The organism is Bacillus sp. S3 (genome assembly GCF_005154805.1).
Classification (GTDB): Bacteria; Bacillota; Bacilli; order Bacillales; family Cytobacillaceae; genus Neobacillus.
In genome coordinates, this window is the sequence record NZ_CP039727.1 from 3,062,111 (window position 1) to 3,077,815 (window position 15,705).

15 protein-coding genes are annotated in these 15,705 nt (G+C 39.7%); 5 read left to right on the forward strand and 10 right to left on the reverse strand.

The features are described from left to right. Positions 1-43: 43 nt before the first annotated feature. Entirely contained in the window at positions 44-1,294 is a 1,251-nt protein-coding gene (locus tag FAY30_RS14680) for a DHH family phosphoesterase (protein ID WP_149870566.1), read from the reverse strand. Positions 1,295-1,545: 251 nt separating this feature from the next. Between FAY30_RS14680 and FAY30_RS14685 the strand changes: the two genes are divergently transcribed. Further along, positions 1,546-2,550 carry an NAD(P)H-dependent flavin oxidoreductase gene (locus FAY30_RS14685; RefSeq protein ID WP_190284657.1) on the forward strand — a complete coding sequence of 335 codons (1,005 nt, stop codon included), beginning with the start codon at positions 1,546-1,548 and terminating at the stop codon, positions 2,548-2,550. A 42-nt stretch (positions 2,551-2,592) separates the two neighbouring features. Here FAY30_RS14685 and FAY30_RS14690 read toward each other — a convergent pair whose 3' ends face one another. The 3 genes from FAY30_RS14690 to FAY30_RS14700 form a co-directional block, all read right to left on the reverse strand. Beyond that, on the reverse strand, positions 2,593-2,991 hold the full coding sequence (locus FAY30_RS14690; RefSeq protein WP_190284658.1) for a hypothetical protein: 399 nt from the start codon (positions 2,989-2,991) through the stop codon (positions 2,593-2,595). Positions 2,992-3,057: 66 nt separating this feature from the next. Beyond that, positions 3,058-4,443, reverse strand: coding sequence for a sensor histidine kinase (locus FAY30_RS14695; RefSeq protein ID WP_317845664.1), 1,386 nt, complete (start codon positions 4,441-4,443; stop codon positions 3,058-3,060). 2 nt (positions 4,444-4,445) lie between these two features. Next, a complete protein-coding gene (locus FAY30_RS14700; protein ID WP_149870568.1) occupies positions 4,446-5,117 on the reverse strand; it encodes a response regulator transcription factor in 672 nt (223 codons plus the stop codon). Positions 5,118-5,282: 165 nt separating this feature from the next. Between FAY30_RS14700 and FAY30_RS14705 the strand changes: the two genes are divergently transcribed. Next, on the forward strand, positions 5,283-6,407 hold the full coding sequence (locus FAY30_RS14705) for an ABC transporter ATP-binding protein (protein ID WP_149870569.1): 1,125 nt from the start codon (positions 5,283-5,285) through the stop codon (positions 6,405-6,407). Further along, positions 6,407-7,963, forward strand: a complete 1,557-nt coding sequence (locus FAY30_RS14710) for an ABC transporter permease/substrate-binding protein (protein WP_149870570.1) — start codon at positions 6,407-6,409, stop codon at positions 7,961-7,963. The genes FAY30_RS14705 and FAY30_RS14710 overlap by 1 nt, the downstream gene beginning before the upstream one ends. A 42-nt stretch (positions 7,964-8,005) precedes the next feature. Here the strand turns inward: FAY30_RS14710 and FAY30_RS14715 are convergent, their stop codons facing one another. Then, positions 8,006-8,623 (reverse strand): GntR family transcriptional regulator, encoded by a 618-nt coding sequence (locus FAY30_RS14715; RefSeq protein ID WP_149870571.1) that lies wholly within the window; start codon positions 8,621-8,623, stop codon positions 8,006-8,008. 151 nt (positions 8,624-8,774) lie between these two features. On the opposite strand from FAY30_RS14715, the gene FAY30_RS14720 reads away from it, so the two are divergent. Together FAY30_RS14720 and FAY30_RS14725 are read left to right on the forward strand one after the other, a co-directional pair. Then, positions 8,775-9,341, forward strand: coding sequence for a DUF2238 domain-containing protein (locus FAY30_RS14720; RefSeq protein WP_149870572.1), 567 nt, complete (start codon positions 8,775-8,777; stop codon positions 9,339-9,341). A 14-nt stretch (positions 9,342-9,355) separates the two neighbouring features. Further along, on the forward strand, positions 9,356-9,934 hold the full coding sequence (locus FAY30_RS14725; RefSeq protein ID WP_149870573.1) for a DUF2238 domain-containing protein: 579 nt from the start codon (positions 9,356-9,358) through the stop codon (positions 9,932-9,934). 115 nt (positions 9,935-10,049) lie between these two features. On the opposite strand, the gene FAY30_RS14730 is transcribed toward FAY30_RS14725, so the two are convergent. The 5 genes from FAY30_RS14730 to hppD all read right to left on the reverse strand — a co-directional run bounded on the left by FAY30_RS14730 (position 10,050) and on the right by hppD (position 15,547). After that, positions 10,050-11,411 (reverse strand): aspartate kinase, encoded by a 1,362-nt coding sequence (locus FAY30_RS14730; protein ID WP_149870574.1) that lies wholly within the window; start codon positions 11,409-11,411, stop codon positions 10,050-10,052. A gap of 142 nt (positions 11,412-11,553) precedes the next feature. Further along, positions 11,554-12,168, reverse strand: coding sequence for an NUDIX hydrolase (locus tag FAY30_RS14735; protein WP_149870575.1), 615 nt, complete (start codon positions 12,166-12,168; stop codon positions 11,554-11,556). A 112-nt stretch (positions 12,169-12,280) separates the two neighbouring features. After that, positions 12,281-13,444, reverse strand: a complete 1,164-nt coding sequence (locus tag FAY30_RS14740) for a homogentisate 1,2-dioxygenase (protein ID WP_149870576.1) — start codon at positions 13,442-13,444, stop codon at positions 12,281-12,283. After that, positions 13,444-14,379 (reverse strand): fumarylacetoacetate hydrolase family protein, encoded by a 936-nt coding sequence (locus FAY30_RS14745; RefSeq protein WP_149870577.1) that lies wholly within the window; start codon positions 14,377-14,379, stop codon positions 13,444-13,446. The genes FAY30_RS14740 and FAY30_RS14745 overlap by 1 nt, the downstream gene beginning before the upstream one ends. Positions 14,380-14,431: 52 nt before the next feature. Beyond that, positions 14,432-15,547 (reverse strand): 4-hydroxyphenylpyruvate dioxygenase, encoded by a 1,116-nt coding sequence (gene hppD / locus FAY30_RS14750; protein ID WP_149870578.1) that lies wholly within the window; start codon positions 15,545-15,547, stop codon positions 14,432-14,434. Positions 15,548-15,705 lie beyond the last annotated feature (158 nt).

Below are 15,705 nucleotides of genomic sequence, written 5' to 3' on the forward strand. Positions count from 1 at the left end.
AGAAAATAAATAAAGAGCCTGGAATCCTCCAAGCCCTTATTGTTTATATTGTCACTATATCAACGAAGTGATTACTAATGATTTCATCATAATTTTCCTTCAATTCCTCTAGTGAAATCTTTAATCCAACTGAAATCTTTTGTAAAAATTCCTGATCCTGCCGTAGCCAAGAACCATAATTTCTTTTTAGGAAACGTTCTGCTTCTGAGTAGGAAGGAAATCGTTGTTCAAATCTTTCCCCATTATGGATAAGATCATATCCGCCATTTCCTGCAGGCAGTACGAACGAACTTTCTCCCATATGGTTTTGATAGCTTGTACCAAATGCCATTTCTTTCACATTAAATTCATTCCGGTCTGTATCCGGTTTAAGCGGATTCAGTTCAAAAACATCGGCAATAAAGGTGTCAAACGCCTCTTTTGACATATCCGCGCCAGATGCTTTAGGATGCCCCCCGCCCCCATACCTTTGCGCAAATTCCGCTACATTCACTTCATCATGAATCGTACGAAAACCCATTTTCTTTCCACTTACATTCAATAGAACAATCATATCCAGATGGGGATAAATATTATTTAGTGCGTTGCCAAGTTCAGATAAATACTGTTCAGCGTGGACAACCCCAACGCAATAATGATCCACAAAAGTTTGTACTGTCTGTCTGCTTTTTGAATGGATATAGCGGTTAATTTTTTGATCTTCAATATCAAGAATCATATTTTCTGTTTCCGTTAATTGAAACGAATCCGGATTTTCCGTCAACCTTTTCAGCATTTCTTCTTCGAATTGTTCTCTATTCATTATGTAAAATAAATCGTTTAATCGCTTGGCTGTTACATTATTATTTTCATCCCATTCCCATGTATCATATTGACGGACTAAATCAATAAATTCCTCAAGCGCTATATTTCGCTCCATTTTACCTTGCTCAATGAGAAAATCATAAAATAATGAAGTTGCACATGTTTTTTTACCATTTGGGTACTCCGGTGTTACCCTGCCCCATTGATAATCATTAAAATGCATTGCCGTTACATGATGATCAATCATCTGAATATGTTTCCCCTGCTTAAACCGATCCTGCAGTTTTTTTTCAACTAATTCATTTACTGCTAGGTCGGTAATATAGACTTCTTCTTTATTATTCGCCGGATTTTTAATATACGATTCAACCCTTTGATTTAAATTTCGATAAGAACAATAGAAGACATTGGCCTTTTCCCCGAAGGCCATTTTTGCAATCAAACCGCATCCAAGACCATCTAAATCCATGTCTGTAAAAAGTTTTACCATACCTCACACCATCCAATCATATTCCTAACGTATAGTTTGGTTTTGAATAATATTCTTATACAGTGTATAAAGAAGACTAAGTAACCCGTTAGTATCTATTCACTAAATATATATTATATGAAAGATTAAATCGACTTTTTCGACTAGAAATTATACAAGTTGCTAAAACCTGCCATTATGACCTGGTAACAAAAATCACATACAGATGATTAACTATATGGTAAGATTCATGAGAAGTTTCTAGAATTCAATTGAAAAGAGGTTATATTTTGAACTTTCCACAATTAAAAATTGGCCATATGATCCCAAAAGTTCCAATTATGCAAGGCGGGATGGGCGTTGGCATCTCATTAAGTAAACTTGCTTCAGCAGTAGCAAACGCCGGGGGAATCGGGATTATTTCTGGAACGGGTATTTCAGTTGAAGATATGCGATTTCATATTAGACAGGCAAAGGCTCGAATCAAAAACGCAGGATATATTGGTGTAAATGTTTTATTTGCGATGAATGATTTTGCTGAAAAAATGAAGGCTGCCATCGAAGAAAAGGTTGATTTCATCATATCTGGTGCCGGAATCTCAAGAGATATGTACTCATGGGGGAAACAAGCTGGAATTCCCGTCATCTCTATCGTTTCGTCTGCTAAATTAGCAAGGATTTCCGAACGGCTTGGTGCTGCAGCAGTTGTAGTGGAAGGCTTTGAAGCCGGCGGGCATCTTGGTACAGACCGGCCGATGTTCGCAATTCTTCCAGAAGTTGTCGAGGCGGTTTCGATTCCTGTTATTGCAGCCGGAGGAATATTGACAGGAGACGATATTGCTAAAGCCATTGCGATGGGGGCATCCGGAGTTCAAATGGGGACACGTTTTGTTGCTAGTGAGGAGTGTGATGCACCATTCGCATTTAAACAAAAATACGTTGATGCCCAAAAAGAAGATTTAGTACTGGTTAAAACGACCGTTGGCTTAAATGGGAGGGCGATTAAGAATAACTTTACTAGGTTAATTAGCGGCCCCGATAAATTGAAAATTGCTAAATGCCATGATTGCTTAAAAAATTGTTCTTACCGTTTTTGTACCCTTGACTCACTGGTAACCTCAGTTAATGGAGATGTTGAAAATGGGCTGGTTTTCGCTGGTGCCAGAGTCGGTGAAATAAAAGAAATACTCCCTGTAAAACAAATAATTAACAATCTTACTTTGGAATATCATGAAGCGATGAAGGACCGTTCATTAAAGCAGCCACTTTCTCTATAATAAATTGAATAGATAAGCCAACCGGAAGGGCGGTTGGCTTATCTATTCATCTTTTTTCCCTTGGATAAATGTTAATAGGCAGAAAAAAACAAAGCTTAGTAGAAGAATCGCCCCTCCGCCTATGTAAAATGGGGTCTCAACTGATTCTGGAAGAAAATCTGGTTTTAAGTTATATAACGCCATTCCCCCGGTCAAACCAATAGAACCAATGATGGCCGAATAAACATGAAGCCCCGCCAAAATTCGACTTTTCGGTTGAAAAACCCGATAATAAACGGCCCATGCAAATAATGTCAGCCAGCCGACAACTAAAATATGTGCATGAATTGGGCGGAGTGTATAGGAACCGGAACCGGCCATATGTCCTCCAAGTCCTGCTCCAATTAAGCCGAAGATTGCTGCTGTTTTTAATAATACATTACTATATTTAACCACTGACATACATCCTCCTTGTTTCATTTCGTAAATAGAATACGCTGCGAATATGAACGGAAGATGAACAGCACTTTACGTTTTAGGGAGATTTACGATAATAGTAGTACCTTTTCCTTTTTGACTTGTTAAATTAATTTCCCCATGATGCATATCAATAATTGATTTGACAATAGATAACCCAAGCCCTGTGCCTTCAACTGAACGCGCCCTTGAAGAATCCGCTCGGTAAAAACGGTCAAAGATTCTTTCCTTTTCGTTTTCAGTTAATCCAATCCCAGTATCCTTTATTATTACCTCTACTTGTGATTCAGTATCAAATACTTCAATATCAATCGTTCCATTTTCACTATTATATTTAATTGCATTCGTCAACAGGTTTTCCCAAACAGAATAGAGCAAAGAGGCATCCCCTTTAACCGAAGCATCTGGAAGAGAATAACTCATCATAATTCCTTTATCTATGACCCTCCATTGGTATTGGTGGATTACACTTTTTAATTGCCCTGCTACATCTATAGTGCTCACTTCCATTAAATCCTTTTTACTTTCTATGGAGGAGAGCAGCAACAACTGTTTCGTCATATTGGATAAGCGATTAACCTCAGCGTGTACAACATCAATATACTGCTGCTTTTCCTGATCACTTTTTCCATTGCTTTCAAGCAAATTTAAATACCCTTTAATATTGGTTAGCGGTGATTGAATATCGTGGGTAATATTGGAGATTAATTCTTTGCGCAGTATATCGACTTTCGCTAATTTTTGTGCCATCGTCATAAAGTTGGCCGCTAAATGACCGAGTTCATCATTCCGATCAATATCCAGCATAATTGAAAAATTACCATCTGCAATTTCCTTGGTTGCCAGGTTCAACTCTCTAATTGGCTGTACCAAGTATTTTGTACCGATTAGAACCAAGAGAATACTTAACAAAATAGAAATAATAAGCAGCCAGCCGAAAAGAACATGCATCTCATTAAACATAAGCTTAATATCGGGTCTGATGAATAAGGCGTAGTTTTTATCCTGATAGGATAAGGGAACCCCGACAGAGTTTTTTAATTCATTAGCAAAAAAGCCGGTAACAAATGTTTTATGCGGAAACTGCCTGACACCGTGGTACACTTCACCATGCAAAACATTATTGGAAATGATTATGGGCAAATCTTTTACCCTGAAGGAAGAGCCAAAATACTGCTTGTCCCCTTCTTGGCTGATCAATAGAATTTGATAACCAATTGCACCTATATGATCAAGATAGTCCTCTAAGCTTATTAGGGGATGTTTACTGGCAAAGTCGGCGATTTCAAAAGCAAAATTAGTTATTTTCTCATCATTTTGCTCTTTTAATTTCACCTGATAATAAGAGTTAGAGAGAATAAATGAAATAAGACCGCTAAAGACCATAATCATAATAGTTATGAAAGCGAATTTGCTGTATAGAGATTTCATTTTCATTATTAAATAACCTCCAAGGAATAGCCCACTCCTCTAATTGTTTTAATCGTGAAATCCTCTGCAATACTTGCAAACCGTTCGCGCAACCGTTTAATATGAACATCCACCGTCCGTTCATCCCCTTCAAAATCATGGCCCCAGATTTTTTCAATAAGATGTCCGCGGCTGAATACTTGGTTAGGATGTGCTGCCAGAAAAGATAAAAGTTCAAATTCTTTTAAAGGCAGCATAAAGGTTTTGCTGTTTATTTTCACCTCGTAGCCTTTTTTGTTTATGTACAGCGACCCTAAATTGATATTGGCACCGCCAGCGTTTCCATATCTTCTTAACAGAGCATTTACGCGAAAAATTAATTCCTTAGGCTCGAAAGGTTTGATTAAATAATCATCCGTCCCTGATTCAAACCCCTTTTCTTTATCTTCAATCTGGCTTTTAGCCGTTAATAAAATAATTGGCAGATCGTACAATTTACGAATTTCAGCTGTTAACTGATAGCCGTCCATAAAAGGCATCATAATATCCACGATTGCTAAATCACATAACTCCGTTTGTAACATATCAAGAGCTTCTTTCCCGTGTTCCGCAGCAGTAACCCTATAGCCTTCCTTCATTAATAAACCTTTCACAAGACTGCGAATATATTCATCATCATCCACAATTAAGATCGTTTTCACACCAACACCCTCTTACATTTTTCTCACCTTATTTTACTTAAAGTATTAAAGTTTGGAAAGTTTTGTACAGCGGCGATTTTCTAAATAAATTCGACAAACCAACAACTTATATGTTACCATAAAGTTGTTACTAACAAGATTAAACTTTAGTCAGGGGGAATGACATTGATAGAATTTAAAGACATTGTTAAAAAATATCGAACAAAGGCCATCATAAATCCGTTCTCGTTAAATATAGATGCTGGTCAGTTAGTTGTTTTTATCGGGCCTAGCGGCTGCGGAAAAACAACTTTGCTTAAGATGATTAATAAACTAATACAACCAACATCGGGAAAAATATTTGTCGATGGAACAGATATCTCCACTATGAACCCGATTGAGCTGCGGAGAAATATTGGCTACGTGATTCAAAACACTGGATTGTTTCCACATATGTCAATTAAAGAAAACTTAGAATTAATTCCAAAACTTAAGGGAGAAGAACCAGCACTAATTGAGAAAAAGACAAAAGAATTGCTTGAATTGGTTGGGTTAGACCCTAAAGAATATTTACACCGATTTCCAAAAGAATTAAGCGGCGGACAGCAGCAGCGAGTGGGTGTTGCAAGAGCTTTTTCCACGGACTCCGATATTATCTTAATGGATGAACCCTTCAGTGCACTAGACCCTGTAACAAGAAGTTCACTTCAAGATGAGTTATTCCAAATGCAAAAGGAATTAAATAAGACGATTATTTTTGTCACTCATGACATGGACGAAGCTATTAAAATAGCAGACAAGATTTGTATTTTAAAAGATGGTGATATTCTCCAATATGACACACCTGAAAATATACTCAAAAATCCGGCGAATGATTTTGTCGAAGGCTTTATAGGGAAAAGAAGGGTTTGGAACAACCCTGAATTATTACTGGCTGAGGATATCATGATTCCGAATCCCGTAAAGATTACGGCAATGCGGAATGTCTTGCAGGCAATTGAGATCATGAAGGATCATAAGGTTGACAGTTTGATGGTTACGGATAAACAGAATGTCCTTAAAGGGCTGGTCACGTTAAAAAGCATTCAATTGCTGAATCGGAATACTTCTATCGAAATGATCATGGAACAAAATGTTTTATCTGTTCCACAGGATGCCAATTTAATCTCCGTGTTAGCCATGATGAATGAGCATAAAATTGGTTATCTTCCTGTTGTCAATAATGCAAAGCAGTTGACAGGACTTATTACACGAAGCAGTATTTTATCGGCATTAAGCAGCCAACTAATTGACTTGGAGGTGGCGTTTTAATGGGTGCTTTTTGGAACTATCTCACAGCAAATTACCAGCAAATCGTAAATTTATTAGGTGAACATCTTTATTTAAGTATCGTTTCTGTATTGATTGCGATTGTCATCGGGATTCCGCTTGGCATCTTGATTTCAAATGAACCAAAGCTGTCAAAACCGATTATCGGAACAACGAACGTTATTCAGGCGGTACCAAGCTTGGCTTTACTTGGATTCCTCATTCCATTCATTGGAATTGGCAGTTCACCTGCAATTGTTATGGTCGTCCTTTATTCCCTGCTTCCTATCGTGAAGAATACCTATACTGGCTTGACAAATATTGATGGAGACATTCTGGAAGCCGCCAAAGGCATCGGTCTAACTAAGAGTCAAACGATGAGAAAGGTTCAGCTCCCATTAGCCTTTCCGATGATTATGGCGGGTATCAGAATTTCAGCGGTTACCGCTGTTGGTTTAATGACCATTGCTGCTTTCGTCGGTGCAGGCGGACTTGGATACCTCGTATTCTCAGGTGTACAAACGGTCGATAACCATATGATTTTGGCAGGGGCGATTCCAGCTTGTATTTTAGCTCTATTAATTGACTTTGTGGTTGGCAAACTTGAAACTTCCCTTTCCTATACAAGCAAGCGAAAAACTCCCTCGAAATCAGGAAAAAAAGTAAAACGATGGATGATTGCCTTTGCTTCAATCATTATCATTGCCGCAGGAAGTTTAAAGATGTATTCAATCGCCAATGCCGAAGATAAAATTGTCATTGGTTCAAAGAATTTTAGTGAATCGATGATTTTAGGAAACATGCTTGCCGATTTAATAGAAAACAAAACGGATCTTCAAGTAGAAAGAAAACTCAACCTTGGTGGTACCCAAGTCGCTTTTAGCGCTATAAATAACGGCGACATTGACCTCTATGTAGAATATACCGGAACAGGGTTGGTTAATATCTTAAAGCAGCCTCCCGAAAGTGACCCAGATAAGGTTTATGATTATGTGCAAAAGGAATTTAAGCAAAAATATGGGATTGAATTATTAAAACCAATTGGATTTAATAACACCTATGCTCTCGCTATACGTCAGGATACAGCAAAAGAATATGGGTTGAGTACCGTCTCAGATCTAGCTAAAGTGAGTGGAAATTTAATAGTGGGGCCGACAATTGAATTCTCCAACCGAGAAGATGGTTTAAGCGGACTTGAAAAAACTTATAACATGGCTTTTAAGGATGTGAAAGCGGTGGATGGCGGCTTGCGCTATACTGCACTTAAAAATCATAAAAGTGATGTCATCGATGCCTTTTCTACAGATGGTTTGCTGGAAGCTTTTCAATTAAAGGTGTTAAAGGATGATCAAAATTTCTTCCCGCCATACTATGCCGTTCCTATTATTAAAGAAGAAACTTTACAAGCTCATCCTGAATTGGAAAAAGCAATAAATTCCCTGGCTGGTAAGCTCAGCGATGAAAAAATGCGCCAGCTTAACTATAAAGTTGACAGCCTGAAGCAGTCCCCTGCAAAGGTTGCAAAAGAATTTTTAAAAAAAGAAGGATTATTAGATTAAATGGGAAGAAGCCGGATTTGTTAAAGCCGGCTTCTTTGTGTTTTACTCTTCTAAAAAATGGAGAACCCTGTCATTGGTTTTATCATCACCAATAATCAATAAAACATCGCCTTCTAATATTAAGGCGTATGGGCCCGGTGAAATAATTAATTCACCTTTCCTCTTCATACCGATCACTGTCCCTCCGGTATTTTGCCAGAACTTCGTTTCCGAGATGGTTTTGCCAATATGTATACAGCCAGGAAATATTTCAACTTCAATAGGCGCTAATGGATTTGTGTGACGCAGCTTCCCTGAGTAGTCCATGATTTTTCTAACCGTATCAAAAAGCTGTTCGTCAAGCTTGTCCCGCTCGGAAATGAGTGTATTTATCTGCTTCTCTAATTCCTTTATACTTGCCAAATTTGAAAAACGATGAATATATTTATAGGCATTTTCACGGGAAGAGATGACAATCCCGCTGCCTTTTGTTGAATGAACAATCTCGACATCTTCCAAAATCTTGATCGCACGTCGAACAGTTTCAGGGGATACTTTGTATTCACTTGCCAAAGTAGATCTTCCATGAATCTTTTCTCCAATTTTAAACTTCCCATCGTAAATTCTATTTGCCAAATCGATGGCAATTCGCTCGTAAGTTGGTATTTGTGCCTTTTGCATTGGAACCCTCCACTAAACTTAAAAATGGATGCCTATACTATTCACTATACCGCTTTTAGCACAAGTTTGCGAGCTCAAGGTGTGACACCATTATATTTGGACAGTTTTGGACATAATTGTAATTGAGTCCGTTGAAATGAGGTGAAAAGTAATGAAAGGAAAAGTAATCATTATATTAAGCGGAATTTTTATATTGTTTATGGCCGTTTTAGTCATTTATTATCTAATTAAAGGGGATGCTTCCCGATGGCAGGTAGCGTTGGGTGGTATCCTTGCAAGTGGTTTACCACTTGTCCTGCTCCGGATGAAACAGAATCCATTTAACATTCCCATTATTTTAGGGTATTATCTTTTTTTATTCTGTTCGTTATATTTAGGTTCCATCGCAAGCTTTTATTTGCACCACAAGTGGTGGGACTCTACCCTTCACTTTTATAAAGGAATATTCATCGGAATTGTCGGTATAAGCCTTTATAAACAAATGATCCCTTTAAAAGTACTCCGCAATGTCTCAGCTTGGATTCTTTTCCTATTCACTCTCTCACTCGCCGTCTTGGCTAGTGTATTATGGGAAATATATGAATTTGTCGGGGATCTAACTTTTACCCGTACGATGCAAAGAGGAGGAAATACCGATACCATGTATGATTTACTATGTGGTGTTGCCGGCGGGCTTATTATCGCAGTTTATTCCCTAATTCGAAAACAGAAGGTATAAGGGAGGTGAAAGGTATGAATCGTAAGCTTGTAATCCTATTTAGTGCATTATATGTCATCTTCATGGCAATTTTAGCAGCCTATTACTTTAAAAATGGTGTTTCCTTTAAAGCAACAGTGGCTCTTGGTGGGATCGTATGTGGTGCCATCCCGCTTCTGTTGGCACTTTTTACGAAGCTGCAATTTAATTTGCCCATTGTCATTTCATATTTAATTTTTTTAGTCGGTTCACAGTATCTCGGTTCGATACGAGGCTGGTATGGGCTTGGCTGGTGGGATACCTTTATGCATCTCGTCAGCGGGGCCATTCTTGCCTTTTCAGGAATTGCTTTATATGAAAGGTTGATTCATAGAAATGCCGGAGATGCGATTTCGCCATGGTTTGTTTTCTGGTTCACCCTTTCGTTCGCAGCACTTGGAGGCGTTCTTTGGGAGGTCTATGAATTCAGCTGTGACCAATTTTTGGGCATGACCTTACAAGGCGGAGGGAATACAGACACTATGACAGATTTAGTTGCTGATACCGTCGGGGGTCTTGTGATTGCTGTTTGGTCAGGAATTCGCACGAAGATAAAATTAAATAAGGGGAAATAAGGGAAGGTACGCCATAGTTGACGTACCTTTTTAAGAATATATAAATAAATAAGTTTCGACTTTGAGAAATGTCCAGCTCCAGCGCCCTAGCAGCAGTGTACTTCGCTTTTCTTAGTTAAACTGTTACTGCTGCAAAAAACTCATCGTAGATTGCTTGAACCGCTCTTTTTTCGTCCACTTCTTTTACGCCGAACATCATACTGACCTCGGAGGATCCTTGGTTGATCATTTCGATATTCACACGAGCCTTTGCCAATGCCTTTGATGCTCTAGCCATTGTACCAACATTATGACGCATGCCTTCTCCGACCACCATAATAAGGGCCAAACTATGTTCGATTTTCACCTCATCAGCATGCAATTCTGTCTTAATCCGCTGAGTAATTTCTGCCTCTATTTTCTCATCAAGCTGATTTTCTCTTAATATCACCGACACATCATCAATTCCTGATGGGGTATGTTCATAAGAGAGGCCAAAATCTTCTAAGATCCCTAACAGCTTGCGTCCAAAGCCGATTTCCCTATTCATGAGGTACTTGCTGACGTATATACTGCAAAATCCTTCATCGCTGGCTATCCCAATTACTGGGCCATTGGTATTGTCCCGCTCGTACACAATCCTTGTCCCTGGAGCAGCAGGGTTGTTAGTATTCTTAATTTGGACAGGAATTCCCGCCCTAAATGCCGGTACAAGCGCTTCGTCATGTAACACGCTAAATCCCGCATACGAAAGCTCCCGCATTTCACGGTAGGTTAATTCCTTAATTTCCTTTGGCTTTTTCACAATAGAAGGATTGACGGAATATACTGCATCCACATCCGTAAAATTTTCATAAAGATTCACCCTAAGTGCATTAGCAAGTATGGAACCGGTTATATCGGAACCGCTTCGTGAAAATGTGTACACCTCGCCCTCTTCGCTATAGCCAAAAAATCCCGGGAATATTATAATCCCTGAGCACTCGCGCAATGAAAATAGACGGTCATATGCTTCCGGTAATGCTTGAGCATTTCCCGGCTCAGCACTGACGAGTAGTCCAGCCTCTTTAGGATCAACATATGTTGCTTCGACCCCCCGCTCGCGGAAATACGCAGCGACTAATTTTGCGTTATTATCTTCACCGCTTGCCTTAAGTAAATCAATAAATCGATCCGGTTTACTTTTATCACTTGCCAATCTTCCTGCTAAATCATTATAAATTTCCTCTATCACTCCATCCGGAAGATGACATTCCTCTGCAATTGCTGCATATCTTTCCAAGACAGCCTCAAGCGTTTCTTTAGGATCTTGATTTTGCAAACATTGTTCAGCACATTCAATCAATAAATCTGTTACCTTGATATCTTCTTGAAACCTCTTCCCCGGAGCTGATACGACGACAACTTTTCTTTCAGGATCAGATACAACGATCTGAAATACCTTCTCAAGCTGTTTTCCGGATGCTAAAGAGGATCCGCCAAATTTTGCGACCTTCATCCCTACATCCCCTACTCTTTTAAAAATATAACCCTAATTTTATTACAATTTCGAAAATATTCAAGAGTTTTTTTCCATCCTGTATGTACATTTGTTTTTTTTACGAGGACATTTAGTGGTATAGGGTATTATTTTGAAAACATTAACGAATGATTTCAATAAAATGCGCTAGAATCCTTGCTGTCAATCCCCAAATGGATCGGTTGTCGTAGCGGTAAAAATATTCCTCCACACCTCTAGCCCGCCAATTGTAGTTTTCACCACCGGGGATTAAATCAAACGGAAACCCCCTCTCCGGCTCTGCTTTAAAGTGAACACGATAGATCTCAGGATCATGGTTTATGAAAAAAGACAATGGAACTGTAAAAACCTCTCCCACTTCCGTAGGATTTGGCTGTATTTCTTCTGCTTTGTCAATGTATCCCACATATGGATAAAGAATCATCCCAAAGGGGGAAATCATATAATCTAAAGGATAAACATTTGTAACTTGGTCTTTGTTTATTCCTAATTCCTCTGCCGTCTCACGGATGGCTGTATCCATCTCATCCAAATCCTGTGGATCCATTCTTCCTCCTGGAAAACAAATCTCTCCCGGCTGCCTTCTTAATTCAAGGGAACGAACCTCAAACAAGATATGAATCCCATCCTCCTTTTGCAGCAAAGGCACCATCACTGCATACTTTGAAAACTTTTCACTACCCAGAATTGTTGGTGTATGACTTTTAACTTTTATCAGCACCTGTTCCAGCTCCATGGGTACACCCCATTCCGTTTCTTACTATTTCTACTTTTACAATACCACTTTTTATGTCTTAGTTGAAAAAAAACAACCCAACGATGTCGTTGGATTGTTCTTTTACATTTTATCATTCCTTCTTCTCAAACCAAGAATACATATAGGCGGGATCTTCAAAATCCTGCGAAGATTTTACTATTTTCAAAGGGTGAAAGGTGTCAATCATCACGGCCAGTTCAAGTGTTTCTTTTTTCCCAATACTTGCTTCTGTTTTTCCTGGATGCGGCCCGTGTGGTATTCCGCCCGGATGAAGTGTAATTGAGCCCTCCCGCACCCCTTTACGGCTCATAAAATTACCTGCCACATAATATAGCAGTTCATCACTATTTACGTTGCTGTGATAGTAAGGCGCAGGGATGGACTCTGGATGATAATCATATAATCTTGGAACAAAGGAGCAAACAACAAAATGATTTCCTTCGAAGGTTTGATGGACTGGCGGCGGCTGATGCACCCTTCCGGTAATCGGTTCGAAATCCTCGATGTTAAAGGCCCACGGATACAAATATCCATCCCAGCCAACCACATCAAACGGATGGTGACCAAGAATATGTGAGGAAATCTTGCCTCTTGATTTCGTCAATACCTCAAATTCTCCTTTAACGTCGAACGTCACCAGGGTTTCTGGTCCGCGAATATCACGCTCACAAAATGGACTGTGCTCTAAGAGCTGCCCATATTCGTTACGGTAGCGCCTTGGGGTCGTAATTTGGCTAAAGGATTCAACAAAAAGCATTTTCGTCGTTTCATTTTCATTCGGAAGCACCCGAAATATGGTTCCAATCGGGATAATCAAGTAATCACCCGGACGGTAGGAAATCGTGCCAAACATGGTCTCAAGCTGCCCCGTTCCATGATGAATAAAAAGCATTTCATCCCCATCGCCATTCCGGTAAAAGCTTTCCATTGGTGCCGTCACATATGCTGTTCCAATGAGTAAATCCTGATTTCCAACTAAATAAGTTCGAGCCTTCAGCGCGTTACCTTGCTTTACCACTTTACTGGTTAAAAAATGCCGGTGCTTTAACGACTGTTCCACTTCGTATTCGGGCAAATAATTGCCTGCCCCTTCCGATTTCACAACCTCTGTTGGCATATAATGATGATACAAGATGGATTGTGTTCCGGAAAACCCGCGCGTTCCCATTACCTGCTCCCGAAAAAGGCTGCCATCGTCTTTTTTAAACATCGTATGTCGCTTATGTGGAACCTCACCCATTTGGCGGTAATACATCACTTCACCTCTATTCCATCAATAATGGTATTCTTCAATCTGCCTAAATGATCGATCTCCAATTCTACCTGATCTCCCGGTTCAAGCCAGCGATGAACGTGCTCACCCAGCTCAAGAATGCATCCCGTGCCGACAGTTCCAGAACCGATGATTTCACCCGGATAAAGTGTAACGCTTTTTGATGCCCTTGCAATCATTTCTCCAAATGAAAAATATATGTCCTTTAGATTCCCTTCTGATAGCAGTTTCCCATTCACCCAGGCTTTCATGGATAGATCAAAGCCATTTCCTTCTTTTAATGATTCTAGTTCATCTTTTGTTACTATCCACGGCCCAATGGAGGTTGAAAAATCCTTTCCCTTAGCAGGCCCTAGACCCACCTTCATTTCTTCCTTTTGTAGGTCTCTTGCGCTCCAGTCGTTTAATATGCAAAAGCCAAATATATAGTCATCTGCCGCTTCCTCAGGGATATCCCGGCCTTCTTTCCCAATAACGCAGGCAATTTCCAACTCATAATCAAGCCACAGACACTCTTTTGGTTTAACAATAGCTTCACCGGGCCCCTTTATGGCCAGGTGATTCGAAAAATAAAAAACAGGGATTTCATACCACTCCGGAATCATTTCGAGTCCGCGGTTTTCCCTTGCCGTTTTCACATGTTGCTCGAAGGCATAAAAATCACGGAAGCTTCTAGGTACGGGGAGCGGTGCTTTTAATTGAATTTCACTTAAACGGTAAATTCCTCTTTGCCCGCTTGTTAATGGAAAAAGACTAGCAGCTTTCTGTCTATTTTCTTCAGACTTTTCGAGAAAATCTAGTAGGTTATTAGGGAGGCTCCCATCAGATGCATCGTGCATATCCACTACATGCTCATCATCTACTAACCATCCTGCACTGATTGATCCATCTTTTTTCTCAAAGGTAACAAATTTCAACAACCTCACCCTTTTTCCGTATTGTGAGCCCCTTTAATTATTTGTTTATATTCTATAGGTTTCCGCGTCTTTCCTGCTCTCGTTCTATAGATTCAAATAATGCCTTAAAGTTCCCTTCACCAAACCCACGGGCACCTTTACGCTGAATGATCTCGATAAATAATGTTGGACGGTCAACGATTGGTTTTGTGAAAATTTGCAATAAATATCCTTCATCATCACGGTCTACCAAAATATCCAATTCGCGCAGCTTTTCAATTTCTTCATCTATTTTACCGATCCGTTCACCTAATGACTCATAGTAAGTACCTGGCGTTTTAAGAAACTCCACCCCATTCTTCTTCAAAGTGGCTACAGTAGACACAATGTCCTCTGTTAAAATCGCTAAATGCTGTACACCAGGGCCATTGTAAAATTCCAGATATTCTTGGATTTGTGACTTCCGCTTACCTTCAGCGGGTTCATTGATTGGGAACTTAATCCGGCCGCCATTATGCATCACCTTTGACATAAGAGCAGAATATTCAGTCGTGATATCTTTATCAGAGAAATGTTTCATTTCCTTAAATCCCATGACCTTAGAGTAATATTCAACCCACTCCTCCATCCGCTCGACATTGCCAACGACGTGGTCAATTCCAATTAGTCCTGCATCCTCAAAAGGCAATGTTGATGTATAGGATTCATATCCGGGCAAAAACGCTCCTTGATAATTTTTCCGTTCAATTAACGTATGGATGGTATCGCCGTATGTACCAAGAACGGCTTTCTTGACAACACCGTTATCATCCTCCATGTCAAATGGAGCTGTAAGGGCAATTGCTCCCCTGTTTACCGCTTCTTCAAAAGCTTTCTCCACATCATCAACCAAGAGGGCAACGTCTTTGACACCATCACCGTGTTTTTTAACAAACTGAGCAACCCTGCCGTCTTCTGTATATGAACCAGTTAGAACCAGACGGATATTTCGTTGCTGCAAGCAATAGGAAGCGGTTTCACGATTACCAGTTTCGAGGCCCGAGTAGGCGACAGGTTGAAACCCATAAGCCGTACAAAAGAAGTGACATGCCTGCTTGGCATTGCCTGTGTAAATCTCAATATAATCTACATCCCGCACCGGAAAAAAGTCATCTGCAAGCTGCTCTGCTCTTACCCTATTTTCTTTCATCTAGAAACCCCCATTAAAGTAAAAGTAATAATATTCAGAATTAATTCTAGATGAGAAGGTGTTGTCTTCTCAAGGGCGGGATGTAAAGCAATAACGCTTTTTGGTGTTAAAGATTGTCTTGTATTGCCTGAAGAAAAAAAGAGAAACATGCCTATACG